18 protein-coding genes are annotated in these 18,102 nt (G+C 64.6%); 8 read left to right on the top strand and 10 right to left on the bottom strand.

What is annotated here, in order from left to right; translation table 11 throughout:
• Window positions 1-61 precede the first annotated feature (61 nt).
• Window positions 62-868, bottom strand: coding sequence for a phosphonate ABC transporter ATP-binding protein (gene phnC / locus PVW46_RS09375; RefSeq protein ID WP_069208704.1), 807 nt, complete (start codon window positions 866-868; stop codon window positions 62-64).
• A 254-nt stretch (window positions 869-1,122) separates the two neighbouring features.
• Between phnC and PVW46_RS09370 the strand changes: the two genes are divergently transcribed.
• Complete coding sequence (locus tag PVW46_RS09370) at window positions 1,123-1,338, top strand: DUF1127 domain-containing protein (RefSeq protein ID WP_043141685.1); 216 nt, start codon at window positions 1,123-1,125, stop codon at window positions 1,336-1,338.
• Window positions 1,339-1,423: 85 nt separating this feature from the next.
• Here the strand turns inward: PVW46_RS09370 and PVW46_RS09365 are convergent, their stop codons facing one another.
• Both PVW46_RS09365 and rpsD read right to left on the bottom strand, forming a co-directional pair.
• The gene (locus PVW46_RS09365) at window positions 1,424-1,984 is read right to left on the bottom strand and encodes a hypothetical protein (protein ID WP_274575732.1); all 561 of its coding nucleotides are present in this window, start codon (window positions 1,982-1,984) and stop codon (window positions 1,424-1,426) included.
• 162 nt (window positions 1,985-2,146) lie between these two features.
• On the bottom strand, window positions 2,147-2,767 hold the full coding sequence (gene rpsD, locus PVW46_RS09360) for a 30S ribosomal protein S4 (protein WP_043141684.1): 621 nt from the start codon (window positions 2,765-2,767) through the stop codon (window positions 2,147-2,149).
• Between the two features lie 317 nt (window positions 2,768-3,084).
• On the opposite strand from rpsD, the gene PVW46_RS09355 reads away from it, so the two are divergent.
• The 5 genes from PVW46_RS09355 (at window position 3,085) to PVW46_RS09335 (ending at window position 8,722) form a co-directional block, all read left to right on the top strand.
• Entirely contained in the window at window positions 3,085-3,834 is a 750-nt protein-coding gene (locus tag PVW46_RS09355; RefSeq protein WP_232786294.1) for an EAL domain-containing protein, read from the top strand.
• A gap of 211 nt (window positions 3,835-4,045) precedes the next feature.
• Window positions 4,046-5,221: an acetyl-CoA C-acetyltransferase gene (locus PVW46_RS09350; protein WP_043141682.1), complete on the top strand. Its 1,176-nt coding sequence runs from the start codon at window positions 4,046-4,048 to the stop codon at window positions 5,219-5,221.
• Between the two features lie 188 nt (window positions 5,222-5,409).
• On the top strand, window positions 5,410-6,132 hold the full coding sequence (gene phbB / locus PVW46_RS09345) for an acetoacetyl-CoA reductase (RefSeq protein ID WP_043141679.1): 723 nt from the start codon (window positions 5,410-5,412) through the stop codon (window positions 6,130-6,132).
• Between the two features lie 166 nt (window positions 6,133-6,298).
• Complete coding sequence (locus PVW46_RS09340; RefSeq protein WP_069208702.1) at window positions 6,299-7,453, top strand: MFS transporter; 1,155 nt, start codon at window positions 6,299-6,301, stop codon at window positions 7,451-7,453.
• Window positions 7,454-7,774: 321 nt separating this feature from the next.
• Complete coding sequence (locus tag PVW46_RS09335) at window positions 7,775-8,722, top strand: transcriptional regulator GcvA (RefSeq protein WP_069208768.1); 948 nt, start codon at window positions 7,775-7,777, stop codon at window positions 8,720-8,722.
• A gap of 34 nt (window positions 8,723-8,756) precedes the next feature.
• Here the strand turns inward: PVW46_RS09335 and PVW46_RS09330 are convergent, their stop codons facing one another.
• The 3 genes from PVW46_RS09330 to PVW46_RS09320 all read right to left on the bottom strand — a co-directional run bounded on the left by PVW46_RS09330 (window position 8,757) and on the right by PVW46_RS09320 (window position 10,026).
• On the bottom strand, window positions 8,757-8,933 hold the full coding sequence (locus tag PVW46_RS09330) for a YdcH family protein (RefSeq protein ID WP_069086687.1): 177 nt from the start codon (window positions 8,931-8,933) through the stop codon (window positions 8,757-8,759).
• A 105-nt stretch (window positions 8,934-9,038) separates the two neighbouring features.
• Complete coding sequence (locus PVW46_RS09325; RefSeq protein WP_274575727.1) at window positions 9,039-9,821, bottom strand: tRNA1(Val) (adenine(37)-N6)-methyltransferase; 783 nt, start codon at window positions 9,819-9,821, stop codon at window positions 9,039-9,041.
• Window positions 9,811-10,026 (bottom strand): putative signal transducing protein, encoded by a 216-nt coding sequence (locus PVW46_RS09320; RefSeq protein WP_043141673.1) that lies wholly within the window; start codon window positions 10,024-10,026, stop codon window positions 9,811-9,813. Before PVW46_RS09320 ends, PVW46_RS09325 begins: the two co-directional genes overlap by 11 nt.
• A 54-nt stretch (window positions 10,027-10,080) precedes the next feature.
• Here PVW46_RS09320 and PVW46_RS09315 point away from each other — a divergent pair, with 54 nt between their 5' ends.
• Window positions 10,081-11,079 (top strand): polyprenyl synthetase family protein, encoded by a 999-nt coding sequence (locus PVW46_RS09315; RefSeq protein ID WP_069208700.1) that lies wholly within the window; start codon window positions 10,081-10,083, stop codon window positions 11,077-11,079.
• Between the two features lie 49 nt (window positions 11,080-11,128).
• Here PVW46_RS09315 and PVW46_RS09310 read toward each other — a convergent pair whose 3' ends face one another.
• Together PVW46_RS09310 and PVW46_RS09305 are read right to left on the bottom strand one after the other, a co-directional pair.
• The gene (locus tag PVW46_RS09310; RefSeq protein ID WP_069208699.1) at window positions 11,129-11,956 is read right to left on the bottom strand and encodes a 4-(cytidine 5'-diphospho)-2-C-methyl-D-erythritol kinase; all 828 of its coding nucleotides are present in this window, start codon (window positions 11,954-11,956) and stop codon (window positions 11,129-11,131) included.
• The gene (locus PVW46_RS09305) at window positions 11,937-13,661 is read right to left on the bottom strand and encodes a tetratricopeptide repeat protein (protein ID WP_416045628.1); all 1,725 of its coding nucleotides are present in this window, start codon (window positions 13,659-13,661) and stop codon (window positions 11,937-11,939) included. The genes PVW46_RS09310 and PVW46_RS09305 overlap by 20 nt, the downstream gene beginning before the upstream one ends.
• 207 nt (window positions 13,662-13,868) lie before the next feature.
• Here PVW46_RS09305 and PVW46_RS09300 point away from each other — a divergent pair, with 207 nt between their 5' ends.
• Window positions 13,869-15,005 carry an HPP family protein gene (locus tag PVW46_RS09300; protein ID WP_083242227.1) on the top strand — a complete coding sequence of 379 codons (1,137 nt, stop codon included), beginning with the start codon at window positions 13,869-13,871 and terminating at the stop codon, window positions 15,003-15,005.
• Window positions 15,006-15,073: 68 nt separating this feature from the next.
• On the opposite strand, the gene PVW46_RS09295 is transcribed toward PVW46_RS09300, so the two are convergent.
• Both PVW46_RS09295 and PVW46_RS09290 read right to left on the bottom strand, forming a co-directional pair.
• A complete protein-coding gene (locus PVW46_RS09295) occupies window positions 15,074-16,723 on the bottom strand; it encodes an electron transfer flavoprotein-ubiquinone oxidoreductase (protein ID WP_069208696.1) in 1,650 nt (549 codons plus the stop codon).
• 192 nt (window positions 16,724-16,915) lie between these two features.
• Complete coding sequence (locus PVW46_RS09290; protein WP_274575723.1) at window positions 16,916-17,863, bottom strand: PQQ-binding-like beta-propeller repeat protein; 948 nt, start codon at window positions 17,861-17,863, stop codon at window positions 16,916-16,918.
• Window positions 17,864-18,102: the final 239 nt, after the last annotated feature.

The following is an 18,102-nucleotide window of genomic DNA, read 5'->3' as shown; positions in this document are numbered from 1 at the left end:
TCCTCTTTTGTTGAATGGCCCCTGCCAACCACTGACCGGGGGGATGAAAACCTGTGGGGGCTCAGGCGGTGACGGCGTGTCGCGCCTCCGCCAGAGCGTTGATGTCGGTAGAGGTCGCCGCCTCGGAAAACTCGGCCCCGGCGCCGTAGATGTCGCGCGCGACACCCGTGGTCAGCTGATCCGGCGTGCCGTCAAAGACGACGCGGCCCCGGCGCATGCCGATCACCCGGTCGCAATAGCGCCGCGCGGTATCCAGCGTGTGCAGGTTGGCGATGACCATGCGGCCGTCTTCCTCGTGGATGCGGCGCAGCGCATCCATGACGATCTGGGCGTTCATCGGGTCGAGCGAGGCGATGGGTTCGTCCGCCAGGATGATTTGCGGGTCCTGCATCAGGGCCCGGGCGATGGCGACACGCTGTTGCTGGCCGCCGGACAGGGCCTCGGCCCGTTTCGGCGCGTGATCGGCGATGCCCAGACGGTCGAGGATCTCGATCGCCTTGTGGATGTCTTCGGTCGGGTAGAGGTTGAACAGCGTCGAAAATGTCGACCGCCGGTTCAGCGTCCCGTGCAGCACGTTCGACACCACGTCCATGCGCGGCACCAGGTTGAACTGCTGAAAGATCATGGCGCATTCGGATTGCCACTTGCGCCGGGCACTGCCGGTCAGCCGGGTCACGTCTCGGCCCTGAAAGGCGATTGTGCCCTCGCTTGCATCGGCAAGGCGGTTGATCATCCGCAGCAATGTCGACTTGCCGGCGCCCGAGGCCCCGATGACGCCGATCATCGCGGATTTGTCGATGGTAAAGCTGACGTTGTCCACGGCAGCATTGGCGCCAAAGCGCTTGGTCAACTGTTCGATGCGTAGCACGCAGCACCCCCTCGTGTCTGAGGGGGCGTGCTAAGGCGATGCCTTGTCCGTTCCGTGACGAATGCACAAAACTTTTGTGACGCCACCCGGATTACGCAGCGGCAGCATTGCGGCAGGGCATGTTAACCCACCATTGACCAGCCATGCATTTGTTTACAGGCGGCTATGCATGCAAATCTCTGGCGCTGCAGCGCAGCAAAACCTAGGTTGATGGCCAAGGGGGGAACCCGATCACTGCAACGAAGGGTCCTGATATGGCACATGTGCAAACCACCACCGCCCACGGCGGCAATTTCTTCACCGGCTTTTTCGAAGGCATCTTCAACTTCCTGGTCCGCATCTCCGAGGCCAACAGCCGCGTCAAGGAAATCGAACGCCTGAACAGCATGTCCGACGCACAGCTGGAAAAACTGGGTATCGAACGCACCGACATCGTGCGTCACGTCTTCCGCGACAGCTTTTACATCTGATCGCACAGACCGCAGGCGATCACCCGCCTGGTTTCTGATGACCGCCGCGCCCCAACCCGGGCGCGGCGTCATTATTTCGGGACGTTCAGTTGCCCGCCCGGCGCAACATCATCTCGTGCACCGCCGCCATGCCACGGTCGGCCATGTCCGAAACCTCGGCCGCATGCACCTGCAGCGCCGTGACGATCTCCGGCGCATGTGAGGTCTGGACCACGACAATCCCTTCTTGCGTGACCTCGATCTCGGTTTCGATCTCGTCCCGGCGCGCAAAGAAGATGTCCAGCGTCGGGCTCTGGATGAAGACCTGCGGATCGCGCCCTTCTTCGACCCGGGCAATCATCCCGGCGACGTGGCTGACCAGCACCTGCATCACCTCAGGATCGTCCGAAAAGGTCACGGTGCGAATCCCGTCGGGCAGGTTGTCCACCCGGCGCTCGATCTTGTCGAAATTGCGGAACATCACCGCCAGTTCGGCGCTTTCCTCCGGCGTTGCATCCAGCCCGCGCAGGCCCGGCATGTTGACCTCATCGTGTCCGGCGCCGCCCGCACCGTGATGCAGCCCCATACCGTGCCCCGCCATCTGCGCCGCGCCCTGCAGCGGCCAGGCCAGCAAGAGCAGCGCCACCATCCATCCCGTCCGTATCATCCTCGGCATCCTCCGCAATCGGCCACCGGCCCGTCCTGTGTCCATCCCAGCCCATTTTCCGAGCGCAGCCAAGCCCGACCGGTTCCGCAAAGCAGAAAAGGCCGCCCATAAGGGCGGCCTTTCGCGATCTTGCATGGCGGCGGACCCGCGGTCCGCGCGCACTCAGTTCTGAGCGTAGTATTCGATGACCAGGTTCGGTTCCATCACCACGGCGTAGGGCACGTCGCCCAGCTGCGGGGTGCGGACGAAGGTGGCCGTCATCTTCGAGTGGTCGGCCTCGATGTAGTCGGGCACGTCACGCTCGGGCAGTTGGGTCGCTTCCAGAAGCGCGGCCATCTGCTTGGATTTCTCGCGAACCTCGATCACGTCGCCTTCCTGGACGCGGTACGAGGGGATGTTCACGCGCTTGCCGTTCACCAGGACGTGGCCGTGGTTGACGAACTGGCGGGCAGCAAAGACGGTCGGCACGAACTTTGCGCGGTAGACGACAGCGTCCAGGCGACGCTCGAGCAGGCCGATGAGGTTTTCACCGGTGTCGCCCTTCACACGCTCGGCTTCGGCGTAGATGCGGCGGAACTGCTTTTCGGTCAGGTCGCCGTAATAGCCTTTGAGCTTCTGCTTGGCGCGAAGCTGCAGGCCGAAGTCGGACATTTTCTGCTTGCGGCGCTGACCGTGCTGGCCGGGGCCGTATTCGCGGCGGTTCACCGGCGACTTGGGGCGGCCCCAGATGTTTTCGCCCATGCGGCGGTCGATCTTGTACTTGGCAGTCGTGCGTTTGGTCACGGCTGATCTCCTTCGTCAGGTTTTCGAAGGGCGTTGTCCTCTCCCCGGATTTGGCCGGAGTGACAGGGATCCCCTTGCGAGGGCCACCAACACCAATGAGCGCGCGCTTATACAGGCTCCGGGGGGCGAGTCAAGCGCGCTGCCTGCCGGGTCCGAACAATTTGAACCAAAGGGGAACATTAACATTTGCTTTACACCTCGGGAGTCAAATGGGGCAAGACCACGGCACGGAGGCGGAAGTGGCGAAACCGGCAGCAGATGAACACGCGGCGCGCAACGCGCTGGACCATGCGGTAAAGACCCGCGATGCATCCGTGATGGACATGGTCCGGCGGTCGATCCAGCATCGTCAGGTCATGCTGGCCTTCCAGCCCGTGATGCAGGCCCAGACACAGGGGCGCGTCGCCTTTTACGAGGGGCTGATCCGCGTTCTCGACGAAACCGGGCGGATCATTCCCGCAACCGACTTCATCGACACGGTCGAGGATACCGAATACGGGCGGATGCTGGACTGTATCGCGCTGGAAAAGGGACTGGCCGAACTCGGCCGCGTGCCCGGCCTGCGCCTTTCCATCAACATGTCCGCACGCTCCATCGGCTACAAGAAATGGATGCGCACGCTCCATCGCGGCCTCGACCAGGATCCGACCATTGCTGAACGGCTGATCCTGGAGATCACGGAAAGCTCTGCCATGCTGGTGCCGGAACTGGTGGTCAGCTTCATGGATGACCTGCAGCGCCGCGGCATCTCCTTTGCCATCGACGATTTCGGTGCCGGCTACACCGCCCTGCGCCACTTCAAGGACTTCCGCTTTGACGTCCTCAAGATCGACGGCCAGTTCTGCCAGGGCATCGCCACGGATCCGGACAACCAGGTGCTTGTCGGTGCGATGGTGAAGATCGCCGAACAGTTCGACATGTTCACCGTCGCCGAGATGGTCGAATCGCATGAAGACGCCGACTGCCTGGCCGCGCTGGGGATCGACTGCCTCCAGGGATATCTCTTTGCCGCGCCCAGCGTGCGCCCGCCCTGGCGCCGCGAAGACGCCGCGCGCCGCGTCGGCTGACGCAACGGCACCTTTTCCCACTAACGTTGCGGCACATAAGGCATGGACAACCGGCCTCTCCGCCATGCATCTTCGGGCTGAGACACCCTGTCCGGTTCTTATGGTTCGCCACTTCGGCTATCTCCCTAGCCGACAAGCGAGGAAGAGAAGGACCCGCAACCGGTGGGGCCGCGTCTTGACCTGATGCACCCGCTTGCCTGGAGGACTACATATGACCAACGTCGTTATCGCAAGCGCTGCCCGGACGGCCGTCGGCAGCTTTGGCGGTTCCTTTGCCAACACCCCGGCACATGACCTGGGCGCAGCCGTCCTGGAAGCGCTGGTCGATCGCGCCGGCATCGCCAAGGAGGATGTTTCCGAAACCATCCTCGGCCAGGTGCTGACCGCGGCGCAGGGCCAGAACCCTGCCCGCCAGGCACATATCAACGCCGGCCTGCCCAAGGAATCGGCGGCCTGGGGCATCAACCAGGTCTGCGGCTCGGGCCTGCGTGCGGTTGCGCTGGGTGCACAGCATATCATGCTGGGCGATGCCTCGATCGTCTGCGCCGGTGGTCAGGAAAACATGACGCTGTCGCCCCATGCCGCGCACCTGCGTGCCGGTCACAAGATGGGCGACATGAAATACATCGATACGATGATCCGCGACGGCCTCTGGGATGCCTTCAACGGCTACCACATGGGCCAGACCGCCGAGAACGTGGCCGACCAGTGGCAGATCACCCGCGACATGCAGGATGAATTCGCCGTCGCCTCGCAGAACAAGGCAGAGGCCGCCCAGAAGGCCGGCAAGTTCGACGACGAGGTCGTGGCCTTCACCGTCAAGACCCGCAAGGGCGACATCGTGGTCGACAAGGACGAGTACATCCGCCACGGCGCCACCATCGAGGCCATGCAGAAGCTGCGCCCGGCCTTCACCAAGGACGGCTCGGTCACTGCGGCCAACGCAAGCGGCCTGAACGACGGCGCCGCCGGTGCCCTTCTGATGTCCGCCGACGAGGCCGAAAAGCGCGGCATCGAACCGCTGGCCCGCATCGCCTCCTACGCGACCGCCGGGCTCGACCCGTCGATCATGGGCGTGGGCCCGATTCACGCCTCGCGCAAGGCGCTGGAAAAGGCCGGCTGGAAGGTCGAGGACCTGGACCTGGTCGAGGCCAACGAAGCCTTTGCCGCGCAGGCCTGCGCGGTGAACAAGGACATGGGCTGGGATCCGGCCATCGTGAACGTGAACGGCGGCGCCATCGCCATCGGTCACCCGATCGGCGCCTCCGGCGCGCGCGTCCTGAACACGCTGCTGTTCGAGATGAAGCGCCGCAACGCCAAGAAAGGCCTCGCCACGCTCTGCATCGGCGGCGGCATGGGCGTCGCGCTCTGCGTGGAGCGTCCGTAACCCAGCGGTACACGGCATATCGGGGGCGCCAATGGCGCCCCCTTTTTTGTGGGGAGGGTTCGGGCACATCCCGGGCCGGACAAGAGGTCGCGCCAAACGACCCGAAAAGCCGAGTAACATTGTTGCTCATCGAAAAATCTCACGGTAACAAAGTTACCAGACACGGACAGAGAACTGGAGGAACCCCAATGGCACGTGTAGCACTCGTCACCGGCGGCAGCCGCGGCATCGGCGAAGCCATTTCCAAGGCCCTGAAGGCCGAAGGCTACGAGGTCGCAGCGACCTATGCCGGCAACGACGAGAAGGCCGCCGCCTTCACCGAGGCCACCGGCATCAAGACCTACAAGTGGAACGTGGCCGACTACGAGGCCTCGAAAGCCGGGCTGGCACAGGTCGAGGCCGATCTTGGCCCCATCGACGTGGTCGTGGCCAATGCCGGCATCACGCGCGACGCGGCCTTCCACAAGATGACCCCCGAGATGTGGAACGAGGTGATCGACACCAACCTCACCGGCGTCTTCAACACCGTGCACCCGATCTGGCCGGGCATGCGCGATCGCGGCTTTGGCCGGATCATCGTGATCTCCTCGATCAACGGCCAGAAGGGCCAGATGGGCCAGGTCAACTATGCCGCCACCAAGGCGGGCGACCTCGGCATCATCAAGTCGCTGGCCCAGGAAGGCGCGCGCAAGGGCATCACCGCCAACGCGATCTGCCCGGGCTATATCGCGACCGAAATGGTCATGGCCGTGCCGGAAAAGGTGCGTGAAAGCATCATCGCGCAAATCCCCGCCGGCCGCCTGGGCGAGCCCGAGGAAATCGCGCGCTGCGTGACCTTCCTGGCCTCCGACGACGCGGGTTTCATCAACGGCTCGACCATCTCGGCCAACGGCGCCCAGTTCTTCGTCTGAGCGCACCGCCAAGGGACGGCGGGTGGGGCGAGGTTCCGTCCAAAGGACGGGACAAGCGTCACCCACCGGCCCGTACGCACAGGAAAAGCGCCCGCAGCGGGCGCTTTTTTCATTGGTGCAGGGTTTTCGGTGCTAGCATTGGTCATTGATTTCGAAAGCGACACCGATGACCTCTCCCTGGGCCGCGCTCGCGGTATTGTTCACCGCTCGGCTGGCGATGGCCTTTCAGTACCAGGTCGTCGGATCGCTGGGCCCGATGTTGATGGAACGCCACGGAACCGACCTTGCGGATCTCGGCATCCTGATTTCCCTCTATCTCCTGCCCGGCCTCGTTTTCGCCCTCCCCGGCGGCGGTATCGCCCAACGCCTGGGTGACCGGCGCGTGGTCGCCGGCGGACTGGTCGTCATGGTCCTTGGCGGGCTGATCATGTGGCAGGGCCAAAGCTGGTCGCTCCAGATCCTCGGGCGTCTCCTCGCAGGGACCGGAGGTGTCCTGCTGAACGTCATCATGACCAAGATGGTGGCCGACTGGTTTGCAGGTCGAAATCTCGCCACCGCGATGGGCATTTTCGTCAACTCCTGGCCCGCGGGGATCGCGCTGGCCCTGCTGGTGCTGCCCCTGATCGCCCAGGCCGGTGGCCTGAACACGGCTCTTGCCACCTCGATGGCCTTCTGCATCGGGGGCTTGGTTCTGATGACGGTTGTCTATCGCGACCCGCCTGCACCCCTTGCCGGAAGCGCGCCTACCGGACGCTGGCCCCGGAACGGCGCCTTAACCGGCATCGTGATCGCGGGCTGTGTCTGGGGCCTCTACAATGGCGCGCTGGCGATGGTCTTTGCCTTTGGCCCCGCGTTGCTGGTGGAACGCGGCGTCACCCTGACAGTGGCCAGCGGAACCAGCTCGCTGGTCCTCTGGCTGGCCGTGCTCTCGGTCCCGGCCGGCGGCCTCATCGGCGACCGGATAGGACGCCCCAACGCCGTTCTCCTTGTCGGACTGGCCGGATTCGCGGCGACCTTTGCCCTTGCTCTCGCCGCACCTTCGCTGCCTGTCTTCATCCTCATGGGGCTAGCCTGCGGTTTGCCGGCCGGACCCATCATGGCCCTCCCCGGCCGCGTCCTGCAGCCCGAAAGCCGCGCACTGGGCATGGGGATCTTCTTTACGCTGTACTATTTCTGGATGGCGGTCATGCCGGCCCTGTCCGGCGCCCTGTCGGAACAGGTCGGCAGTGCGGCGGCGGCATTCTGGCTGGGCATTCTCCTGCTGGCCCTCGCGGCTCTGGGCACGCTGGGGCTCATGCGGTCCAGCGCGCGGATCGAATAACGCGGGCCAAGACAAAACGCCCCCGGAGCCTTGCGGTTCGGGGGCGTTTCTCTTCGCGCGTCCAGACCGGCGGGAGCGGGGAGACTCACGACCTGCGGTCAGCGGCGACGGGCGAAAACACTTTTCCAGAGGCGGGACACAAGCCGGCCCCGTGCGGCATGGGCAGCGCGGATGGCGTCACGATGGCGGGCATCACTGGCGGCTTCGAGCATGTCGGACCTCTTTGAACAAGCATTCCTTGATGATCCCAACCTAGGCAGTCGCAAGAAAAGCGGCAAACGAGACTTCTCAGGCGCTCAGTCAAGATATACTTATGTGATCATGTCTGACCGCCTACCTCCTCTCACCGCTCTGCGCGCCTTCGACGCCGCCGCCCGTCACATGTCCTTTGCCAAGGCAGCCGAGGAACTGAACGTCACGCCCGCCGCCCTGTCCTTCCAGATCAAGAACCTCGAGGAGCATCTGGGCGCGCCGGTGTTTCGCCGCCTCAACCGCGCGGTTGAGCTGACCGAGGCCGGGCGCCTCCTGGCACCAGGAGCCTCCGAGGGATTTGAGCGGCTGATCACCGCCTGGCGGGCAACGCGACGCCTGCAGGACACAGGCAAGCTGACGGTCACCGCCGGCCCCGCTTTCACCGCCAAATGCCTGGCCCCCCGGCTCTACGATTTTGCCCAGGCCCACCCGGACATCGAACTGCGCTTTGTCGCCGGCTTGCGCATGATGGATTTCGACCGGGATGAGATCGACGTGGCCATCCGCTACGGCTATGGCACGGACGAGGGCCTGTTCAGCGAACACCTCCTGGACGAAGGCGTGACGCCACTGATGCGCCCCGACCTTGCGGCGCTCTATCCCACGCCGGACAGCCTGCTGGATGCCCCTCTGCTGCAGGATGCCTCGCATGACTTCATGGACCCGCCCGCTGGTTGGCCCGAATGGTTCAACGCCTGCGGCATGACGGACTGTCCCACCCCGACCGCACGATTCTCGCAGGCCGATCACGCGCTGGACGCGACCCTGGCGGGCGGTGGCGTTGTCCTGTCACGCACATCGCTGGCACAGAGGTTGCTGGCTTCGGGACAGTTGGTCGCGCCTTTCGACATCGCCCTGACAACAGCCGCGCGATTCCGGTTTCTCTGCGCCAAGGGTACGGAGACACGTCCACAGATCGCCGCGTTCCGCGAGTGGCTGTTTGCGGAGATCAGGGCATTGCCCACCGGGCTTGAGGGCAAGACGCTGGTCTCTGTCGATGACCTGGCCCGGGCCTGAGCAAGGCACCGGGACAGGCCTGAAATGAACCGTGCTACATCACGTTCTGCGGCGAGAGCCGCGCGATTTCTTCCTTGATCCTCAGCTTCTGTTTCTTCAGGTCCGCGATGCGCAGGTCATCGGTCCCGGGGGCGCGCTGCGCCTCCTCCACGGCTTCCGACAAGGCGTGATGCTTCCTTTTCAGTTCCTGCAAGTGCGAACTCAAGCTCATGGGATCCTCCTTTCAGATGATGAGACTCTCAGTGCAGCACAGAATTTCCCGCAAGTCACGCTGCGGCTGCAAAATGGCTTCGCAAAAATGTAACATGGATACAGGTCAAATTCGGCCTGCCGGGAATTCCAGCGGCGCTGCCTGTATCATGATCGCCTCGAAACGGGCGGTATAACGGTTCCCCGGCTCCTCGTGGCGGTCGCCGGCATGAATCACCGCACCGGCGTGAAAACGGAAAGGCGCGCGCCCCTCCTTGCGTCCGCGCAGCAGGATCAGGCGCGGCGGACGGCCTTCGCGCGGCAGCAAGGGCAAGAGTTCCAGCGCCCCCAGCCTGCCCTGCATGGCCACGATCAGGTCCGGCAGGCGTTCGGCGCGCTGGATGAAGGTTGCATAGCCGCGCGGTTTCAGCCGCCGGGCGGCACAGGCGACCCAGTCGGCCAGTGGTGTCTCCCCTGCAAGGGCGATTTCCCGCCCGCTTTCATCGGCGCTGATCCGCTTGCCGGCCTCGAAATAGGGCGGATTGGCAAAAACGTGGTCAAAGCTCTGCGCCTTCAGCTCTGGCGGCGGATCGGACAGGTTGCCGGTCCAGATCTCGCCCTGCAGCCCGTTGTGCGCCAGGTTTTGGCGCGCCAGGTCGGCATAGCCCGGCTGCAGTTCCAGGCCACTCAGCCGCAGCCCCGGCACGCGCGCGCCAAGGCAGCACAGGCCCGGCCCCGCCCCACAGCCCAGTTCCAGCACGCTTTGCCCCGGCCGGGCCGCGACCGCGGCTGCCAACACCACCGGATCGGTTCCGGCACGGTATCCATCCTTTGGTTGCAGCAGGCGCACCCTGCCGCCCAGCATCGCGTCCTCGGTCAGCGCGTCGGGGGCAAAGGGCTCAGCCCTCAAAGTTCACCCCGGCGTCGCGCAGCAGGCGCCGGGCCTGCTCGATCTGGTCCGCGCGCACCATCAATCGCCGCGGCAGAATGCCTATGGATCCTTCGAGAACGCTCATGTTTACGTCCAGTTCAAAGCTGTCTATACCCTCCCCGTTCAGAAGGGTCCGGACCAGCGGGATCAATGTGATGTCGTTTGTGCGCAAGAGCTCTTCCATGTCGGGGATGTAAGGACAAGGCGCACGATTTGTCGAGCCTTGCACGGGAGTTTGATGAGCTTGGACGACGCCACTCAAAAGCCGCATGAACGTCTCGCCGCGCTGCTGGCCGGGGATCTTGACGAGGTCAACGCCCTGATCCGTGCGCGCATGGCGTCGAAACATGCGCCACGCATCCCCGAGGTGACGGCCCACCTGGTCGAGGCCGGGGGCAAGCGGCTGCGCCCGCTGCTGACGCTGGCGACGGCACGGATGTGCGGCTATGACGGCCCCTACCACGTCTACCTGGCCGCGACGGTGGAGTTCATCCATACCGCAACCCTGCTGCATGACGACGTGGTGGACGAAAGCAAAAAACGGCGCGGGCGACCCACGGCGAACCTGCTCTGGGACAACAAGTCCAGCGTGCTGGTGGGTGATTACCTCTTCGCACGCTCGTTCCAGTTGATGACGGAAACCGGCAATCTGCGGGTGCTGCGCATCCTGAGCGACGCGGCGGCGACCATCGCCGAGGGCGAGGTGCTGCAGCTGACGGCGGCGCAGGATCTGTCGACGACAGAGGCGATCTACCTGCAGGTGGTGCGCGGCAAGACGGCAGCGCTGTTCTCGGCAGCGACCGAGGTCGGCGGCGTGATCGCCGGACGACCCGAGGAAGAGGTCAAGGCGCTGTTCGACTATGGCGACGCGCTGGGGATCGCCTTTCAGATTGTGGACGACCTGCTGGACTACTGGGGCTCGGACGCGACGGGCAAGAACGTCGGCGACGACTTCCGCGAGCGCAAGCTGACCCTGCCGCTGATCAAGGCCTTTGCCTCGGCAGATGACGAGGAAAAGGCGTTCTGGAAGCGGGTGATCGAAAAGGGCGACCAGCGTGACGGCGACCTTGAACATGCCATCGCCCTGCTGAACAAACACGGCGCACTGGAGGCGACCCGGCAAGAGGCGCTGGCCTGGGCCGCACGCGCCAAGGCCGCTATGGAAAGCCTGCCGCAAAGCGAGCTGCGCGACCTGCTGATCGACCTCAACGACTACGTGGTGAGCCGCGTGAACTGAGGAGGATGGGTGACATCACCCATCCGACACTGCCCCTCCAACGGAACACTCAGCGCAATGTCGCGGGCCGCACCCACCAATCTGGACGGGCGGAAGAGAGGGTGGTGGCAGCACCGTCCGCCGCGGCGCGCGTGTCGAACAGCGCGAAGCAGGTCGCGCCAGAGCCGGACATGCGGGCGAGGCGAGCGCCCTCCAGCGCCGCCATCGCGTCCAGAACCTCGGCGATGACGGGTTTCACCATGATGGCAGGCGGCTGCAGGTCGTTGCGCTGACGGGCGATCCAGTCCAGCGCCATCAATGGCACGTCAGTCTCTGCCATAGACGTCATCGGCGCATTGTCCCTGCGCCCCAGAACGCGAAAGACCGCTGGCGTGGAGACCTCGACCCCGGGGTTCACCAACACCGCGTGAAACGGCGCCATGTCGAGCGGCCGCACCTCTTCGCCAATGCCCTGCATGCGCGCCGCATGGGCCAGCATGCAAACCGGCACATCCGCCCCCAGATCCGGCAGATGCACGCCGGATGGACGACCGAAAAGCTGCTCCATGCCCCGCAGGACTGCCGCCGCATCGGAGGACCCGCCACCGATGCCCGCAGCGGCGGGCAGGTGCTTGTCCAGGATGATGGCAACGGGTTCGCCAAATGCCTCTGCCGCCTTCCAGCAGAGGTTCCACGCATCGTCAGGCACACCCGCCGCCATCGGCCCGGTCACGCGCAGTGACATCTCACTTGCGCGCGCGACGGTTACGCGATCCCCGACATCCGCGAACATCACCAAACTGTCGAGCAGGTGATAGCCGTCGGCGCGCTGGCCGGTGACGTGCAGGGTCAGGTTGATCTTGGCGGGGGCAAAGGCCTCAATTGCCTGCACTGTCATCGGCAAGTGTCAGCGGCGGCGCGCCCTCTTCTTCAAGCACCTGGTCCAGCCCGACCTCGATCTTGCGCTTGATGCGCTCGGGGTCGGCCTCGGCGGCGGCATCTTCCCAGTCGACGAAGGACAGCGCGCGTTTCCACATGAACTCTGCCTCGCGCTGACGCCCCACCGCCCAGTAGACATCGCCAAGGTGGTCGTTCACCACCGGGTCGATCGGCATCAGCTCGGCGGCACGTTCCATGTGCGGCACGGCCTCTTCGTAGCGGCCCAGCCGGTACAGCACCCAGCCCAGGCTGTCGACGATGTAGCCGGCGTTGGGCCGCGCCTCGACCGCGCGTTCGATCATGTCGAGCGCCTCGTCCAGCTTGACCTGTTTTTCCACCAGCGAATAGCCGAGGTAGTTCAGCACCTGCGGCTGTTCCGGGTTCAGGTCCAGCGCCTTGCGGAAATCGGCCTCGGCCTCGGCCCACTTGTCCTGGCGCTCGTAGGAAATGGCACGGGCGTAGAACAGGAACCAGTGTCGTTCGCCAACCTCGGCGACCTTGGACAGCCCCTCGGTATAGGCGCTGACCGCCTCGTCATAGCGTTCATCCTGGCGCAGGTAGTCGCCCAGCGTGGAATGCACCACTGCCATCGACCCGTGGGACTGTGCCAGGTCTTCCAGCACGCCGATAGCCGCATCCATGTCACCGCTTGCGCGCAGCGCCTCGGCGCGGCCCAGTTCGGCGGCATGATAGGCGTCGTTGTCCTGCGGCACCTTGGCATAGGTGTCGATGGCCTGGTCGTATTGGCCGATCTTGGACAATACCTCTGCCGACAGCAGGATCGCGTCGACATGATCGTTGCGCAGGTATTCAGCCATCTGCGCATAGAGCAGCGTCAGGTCCTCGTTGTTCTCGGAGGCAAGCGCACCGGCCACGGTGTAGAACACCTCGGCGATGCCATCGCGCGGCGACCGCACATGGGTGAAGGGCACGGTTTCACCGCCCTCAAGGCGGGTGCGCAGATCCTCAAGCCCCGGGTCCAGGCTGCTGCCGAAAGAGTCGTTCAGCAGCTGGACGGCGTCTGCATTGCGGTCAAGCTGGCTGAGGATCTCGGCATGGGCCATGACGCCGCGGCGGGTCGACCCCATGCCCGAGCTCTGGTTGCCCCCAAGGATCAGCTCGGCGCCCTCGTAGTCCCCCACGGAAGCCAATGCAAAAGCCTTGTGATAGGCGGCGAAGGGCGCCAGCCCCTGGATGCCCGCGACCTCGTCGAACGTGACAAGGGCGCTGGTCATGTCGCCTTCGCCCAGCTGGGACCAGGCCTTGACCAGGCCGTCGGCCAGCGGGCCAAGGCCGCGCTTGTCGTCGATGGCCTTGATGATCGCGCCATAGGCCTCGCCCCGCGCATCACGGGCCACAAGCGCCATCTGGGCGATCTGGCTGGAATACCCATCCTGCGCAAGACGTTCCGCATAGCTTCCGGCGCGGTCGACCTCGCCCAGCGAGATATTGGCCAGAACCGCGCGTTCCAGCAGCTCGGGACGGCCCGGATCGCGGGCCAGCGCCTTGCCGTAGTAATGCGCGGCGGCCTTGAAGTCGCCCAGGAAACTGGCCTGGCGCGCGGCCAAATAATCGCCCGCAAACCCCTGCGCCGTTGCGAGCGAAGGCAGCACAAGCGCCGTCGCCAACAAGGCCGCGCGCACCGTCTGTGTCCAAGCTGTCAAGATGCCGGTCTCCTCAGTCGCCATTTCGCCAAAGCCTAGAGCGGTTGAGCAGGCAAGGCAATCGCGACAGGCCGCAGAAGCGGGCCTGTGCTTCACCTCATTGTGAGTCCGCGCTCAACAAGCAGGCAGCGCGCCGGGAATTGCTTGTGGTTGAAAACTTCTCACTTTGGTGAAAATTTGGGCGCAACTGGAATTGGGGCGCTCATGATGCACAAACTGCGATCACTCGGACCCGCCGTCGCAAGCGTCTCGCCGGTCGAGGCCCTGCGCGCCGGGGTCGGGGCCATTGTCGGGCTTGGATTGGCCGGTCTGTTCCTGCTGTCACCTGCGATGGACCCGGACTTGGGCCTTTACCTGATCGCGCCGTTCGGGGCGACATCGGTGCTGCTTTTCGCGGTGCCCAACAGCCCCTTGGCACAGCCCTGGTCGGCGGTGGTCGGCAACACCGTCGCGGCGCTGGTGGGGGTCGCCGTCTGCATGACCGTGGCCGACCCGACACTGCGGGTCGCGCTGGCCGTGGGCTTGGCGATCACGGCGACGATCCTGTGCCGCGCCGTGCATCCACCTGCAGGCGCCGTGGCGATGACGGCCGCAATGAGCCCCGCCGCGATCCAGGAACTCGGGTTCCGGTTTGCGCTGACCCCGGTCGCCGCCGGCACCATCGTGCTGGTGGCTCTGGCCGCGATCTATGCCCGGCTGACCGGCCGCCACTACCCGTTTCGGCAATTCGAAACCGGTGGCGAGGCGGCGCCCGGATCGCGCATGCGGCTGGATCTCAGCGAGGACGAACTGGTCGAACTGCTCGGCCGCTATCGCCAGTCGTTCAACATGGGGGTCGAAGACCTGGCGCAGTTGATCGGTGCGGCGGAACTGCAGGCGGCCTCGCATACCGCCAGTGCCGAGACCGCCGCGGACATCATGTCGGACAAACTGATCACCGTCCGGTCCGACACCGGCCTGGGCGAGGTGGCGGATCTGTTTCGCAAGCACCGCTTCACCTCGCTGCCGGTGGTCACGGATGAGGGCAGATTCCTGGGCGTGATCTTTCAAATGCACCTGATCGACCGGACGAGGCGGGACGCGCTGCGCCTGGATCGCGGGTTCGCAGCCGCCTTTCGGCGGCTGGTGGACCGCGAGCGGGGCATGCCGGTACGGGCCGAAGAAATCATGGAGGTGGCCGGCCCCCGCGCCACGACAGGCACCCCCATCGCCGCCTTGCTGCCGATGATGGCGGATGGCGCGGTCGATGCGGTGCCCGTGCTGGAATACGACCGTCTCGTCGGGATCGTGACCCGCACAGACCTGATCGCCACCCTTGCGCACAGGGCCCTGCGCAGCGCCTGACATCCCCCTGAATGCAAAACGGCCGGGGTCATCCAACCCCGGCCGCCGCAACGCATCATCGTGCCCCGTCACATGTTGGGATAGTTCGGTCCTTCGCCGCCCTGCGGCACCGTCCAGTTGATGTTCTGGCTGGGGTCCTTGATGTCGCAGGTCTTGCAGTGGACGCAGTTCTGGAAGTTGATGACGAAACGCGGGCCGCTTTCGTCCTCGACCACCTCGTAGACCCCAGCCGGGCAGTAGCGTTGTGCCGGTTCGGCGTATTTCGGCAGGTTGATCGAGGTCGGCACATGCGGGTCTTTCAGCTGCAGGTGCGCGGGCTGGCTTTCCTCGTGGTTGGTAAAGCTGAACGAGACGTTGGTCAGCCGGTCAAAGCTGAGCTTGCCGTCGGGCTTGGGATAGTCGATCGGTTCGAACTTGGCCGATATGCCAGTGGCCTCGGCGTCGGTCTTGCCGTGGCCCAGCGTGCCGAAGAAGGAAAAGCCCAGCGTGTTGTTCGTCCACATGTCCAGCCCCCCCAGCGTGAGGCTGGCCGTGAGACCGTATTTCGACCACATCGGCTTGACGTTGCGAACCATCTTGAGGTCCTTGCCGATGGCGCCCTCGCGGACCTCGGTCTCGTAGTCCGACAGCTCGTCGCTGGACCGGCCATCCTGCAGCGCGGCAAAGGCCGCCTCTGCCGCCGCCTTGCCCGAGAGCATGGCGTTGTGGTTGCCCTTGATGCGCGGCACGTTGACCATGCCAACCGAACAGCCCAGCAGCGCCACGCCCGGCGCCACCATCTTGGGCATCGACTGGTAGCCGCCTTCGCTGATCGCACGGGCACCGTAAGCGACGCGCTTGCCGCCCTCCAGCAGCTCGGCCACCATCGGGTGGTGCTTGAAGCGCTGGAATTCCATGTAGGGGTACAGGTAGGGGTTCTCGTAGTTCAGGTGCACGACGAAGCCGACGTAGACCTGGTTGTTCTCAAGGTGGTAGATGAACGACCCGCCCCCGGCGTTCGAGCCCAGCGGCCAGCCCATCGTGTGCGTCACGCGCCCCTCGTGGTGCTTGGCCGGTTCGATCTCCCAGATCTCCTTCATGCCAAGGCCGAATTTCTGCGGCTCCTTGCCGGCAGAAAGGTCGTATTTCTCGATCACTTCCTTGGACAGCGAGCCGCGCACGCCCTCACCCAGGAAGACGTATTTGCCCAATAGTTCCATGCCCGGCTCATAGCTGGGACCCGGCGTGCCGTCGGGATTCTTGCCGAATTCACCGGCCACGACGCCGCGCACCTCGCCGTTTTCGCCGTAGACCAGTTCGGAACAGGCCATGCCCGGGAAGATCTCGACGCCCATCTCCTCGGCATGTTCGGCCATCCAGCGGCAGACATTGCCCATCGAAACGATGTAGTTGCCGTGGTTGTTCATCAGCGGCGGCATCGGCCAGTTGGGGATGCGCAGCTTGCCCGCCTCGCCCAGCATGTAGAAGTTGTCCTCGGTCACCGGCACGTTCAGCGGGGCGCCCTTGTCCTTCCAGCCGGGGATCAGCGCGTCCAGGCCGCAGGGGTCCAGCACCGCCCCCGAAAGGATATGCGCCCCGACCTCCGATCCCTTTTCCAGCAGAACGACCTGCAGATCGGCGTCAAGCTGTTTCAGCCGGATCGCGGCAGAGAGGCCTGCGGGGCCGCCGCCAACGATGACGACATCGTATTCCATGGATTCGCGCTGAAAGTCGGACATTCCGGCTCCTTCCCTTCGGGGGGCATTGAAATTTTCTTTCGCGACTGAGTAGCGCGGCAGTGCAGCACAGGTCAATCACGACACGGCGTTGCAAGGTCCTATTGCGACACTGCCGCGCGTTCCCCTGCCCCGTCCTGCAAGAAAAAAGCCGCCCGAAGGCGGCTTTTCCATCTGTCCGGTGCTGTCCCGGTCTCAGAAAACCGGCACGATCTCGATCTTGCCGCGATCCGGGCCGACCTTGAGCAACCGATAGGCATTGGTGCCGAAATACAGCGTGCCGTCCGGCGCCTCTGCCATCGCGGTGATCCATTCCGCGGGGCCGCCACGCAGCCGCTCTCCCTTGAGCAGCCCCTCGGGGCCGTCCTGGGCCACGGGCACGAACCGCAGGTCCACGCCCTTGGTCAGGATGTAGGTTTCTCCTTTGGCGTCGATGCCCGCGTAGTTGAAATAATCCTCGCCCAGGTCGATCAATGCGCCCGTCCCGTCCGGGGCCAGCATCATCGAATCCATGTTGGTGCGCAGGACCATCATCTTGTCCCCGGCCATCCGCACCGCCTTGGGGTAAGAAACGCGATAGGGCGTTTCGGACATCTCGAAAGCGCCGGTGCCGAAATCCACCGTCACCACGTTGCTGACATAGCCGTCGTGCAACTGCTTGAAGTCCGCCTTCTGCAGCTTGCTCAGGTCGTCCGGCTCGTCCGCCTTCTCCTCGGCGTCGGTCTTGGTGTAGTTGGTCAGAATCAGCGCCTTGTCCGCCCCCGGCGCCAGGGCGATCAGGTTGGACTTGATCTTGCCCATCGCCACCCGCGCCATCTGCTCTCCGGTGGCGGCGAACAGCAGGCTGACCGAATCGTCCTTGTAGTGCTGGTCGAGCACGGCAATGGCACCGGCGCGCGGATCATAAGCCATGTCGTCCACGTCCGAGACCTTCCAGGCAAAGGACATGTCGGCGGTCTTGTAGGCGGTCAGCGTGTCCGCATCGTCGCGAAAGAAGACCAGCTCGCCATCGACGCCATGCACGATCTGGCGCACCAGTTCGGACACATAGCGCCGGTCCGTCACCTCCAGCGTCTCGGCGGACAGGGCATAGACCGTCCGGTTGGTGCCGCCCACGAGGACGGTCTGACCATCGGGGGACACGCTGATCGTTTCGATGGACTGGGCCGGTGCGCATGTGGCAGCAATACCGGAAACCGCGGCAGCCGCGGCAAGGGAAATAAGGGAACGCATATCAAAATCTCGTTGCTAATAAGGTGCAGTCCACAGTACCCGCGCCGGTTCGAAAGTCAAACCCGCAGGCAGACCGGAAAAATCCCGCTGGTCTGACGGCCCGCTTGGCTTTACATCGGCGCAACGGGCGACGACACTCCTGAAACACT

Origin of the sequence: Mameliella sp. AT18 (assembly GCF_028807275.1) — a bacterium.
Taxonomy (GTDB): Bacteria; Pseudomonadota; Alphaproteobacteria; order Rhodobacterales; family Rhodobacteraceae; genus Antarctobacter; species Antarctobacter albus.
The sequence above is the reverse complement of the archived record's forward strand: the minus strand, read 5'-3'. Positions and strand labels throughout refer to the sequence as shown.

Coding starts and splice junctions, on each gene's coding strand:
- PVW46_RS09370 (WP_043141685.1), top strand. CDS start 1,123: ATGGCACATGTGCAAACCACCACCGCCCACGGCGGCAATTTCTTCACC.
- PVW46_RS09365 (WP_274575732.1), bottom strand. CDS start 1,984: ATGATACGGACGGGATGGATGGTGGCGCTGCTCTTGCTGGCCTGGCCG.
- PVW46_RS09355 (WP_232786294.1), top strand. CDS start 3,085: ATGGACATGGTCCGGCGGTCGATCCAGCATCGTCAGGTCATGCTGGCC.
- PVW46_RS09350 (WP_043141682.1), top strand. CDS start 4,046: ATGACCAACGTCGTTATCGCAAGCGCTGCCCGGACGGCCGTCGGCAGC.
- phbB (WP_043141679.1), top strand. CDS start 5,410: ATGGCACGTGTAGCACTCGTCACCGGCGGCAGCCGCGGCATCGGCGAA.
- PVW46_RS09340 (WP_069208702.1), top strand. CDS start 6,299: ATGACCTCTCCCTGGGCCGCGCTCGCGGTATTGTTCACCGCTCGGCTG.
- PVW46_RS09335 (WP_069208768.1), top strand. CDS start 7,775: ATGTCTGACCGCCTACCTCCTCTCACCGCTCTGCGCGCCTTCGACGCC.
- PVW46_RS09330 (WP_069086687.1), bottom strand. CDS start 8,933: ATGAGCTTGAGTTCGCACTTGCAGGAACTGAAAAGGAAGCATCACGCC.
- PVW46_RS09320 (WP_043141673.1), bottom strand. CDS start 10,026: ATGGAAGAGCTCTTGCGCACAAACGACATCACATTGATCCCGCTGGTC.
- PVW46_RS09315 (WP_069208700.1), top strand. CDS start 10,081: ATGAGCTTGGACGACGCCACTCAAAAGCCGCATGAACGTCTCGCCGCG.
- PVW46_RS09310 (WP_069208699.1), bottom strand. CDS start 11,956: ATGACAGTGCAGGCAATTGAGGCCTTTGCCCCCGCCAAGATCAACCTG.
- PVW46_RS09300 (WP_083242227.1), top strand. CDS start 13,869: ATGCACAAACTGCGATCACTCGGACCCGCCGTCGCAAGCGTCTCGCCG.
- PVW46_RS09295 (WP_069208696.1), bottom strand. CDS start 16,723: ATGTCCGACTTTCAGCGCGAATCCATGGAATACGATGTCGTCATCGTT.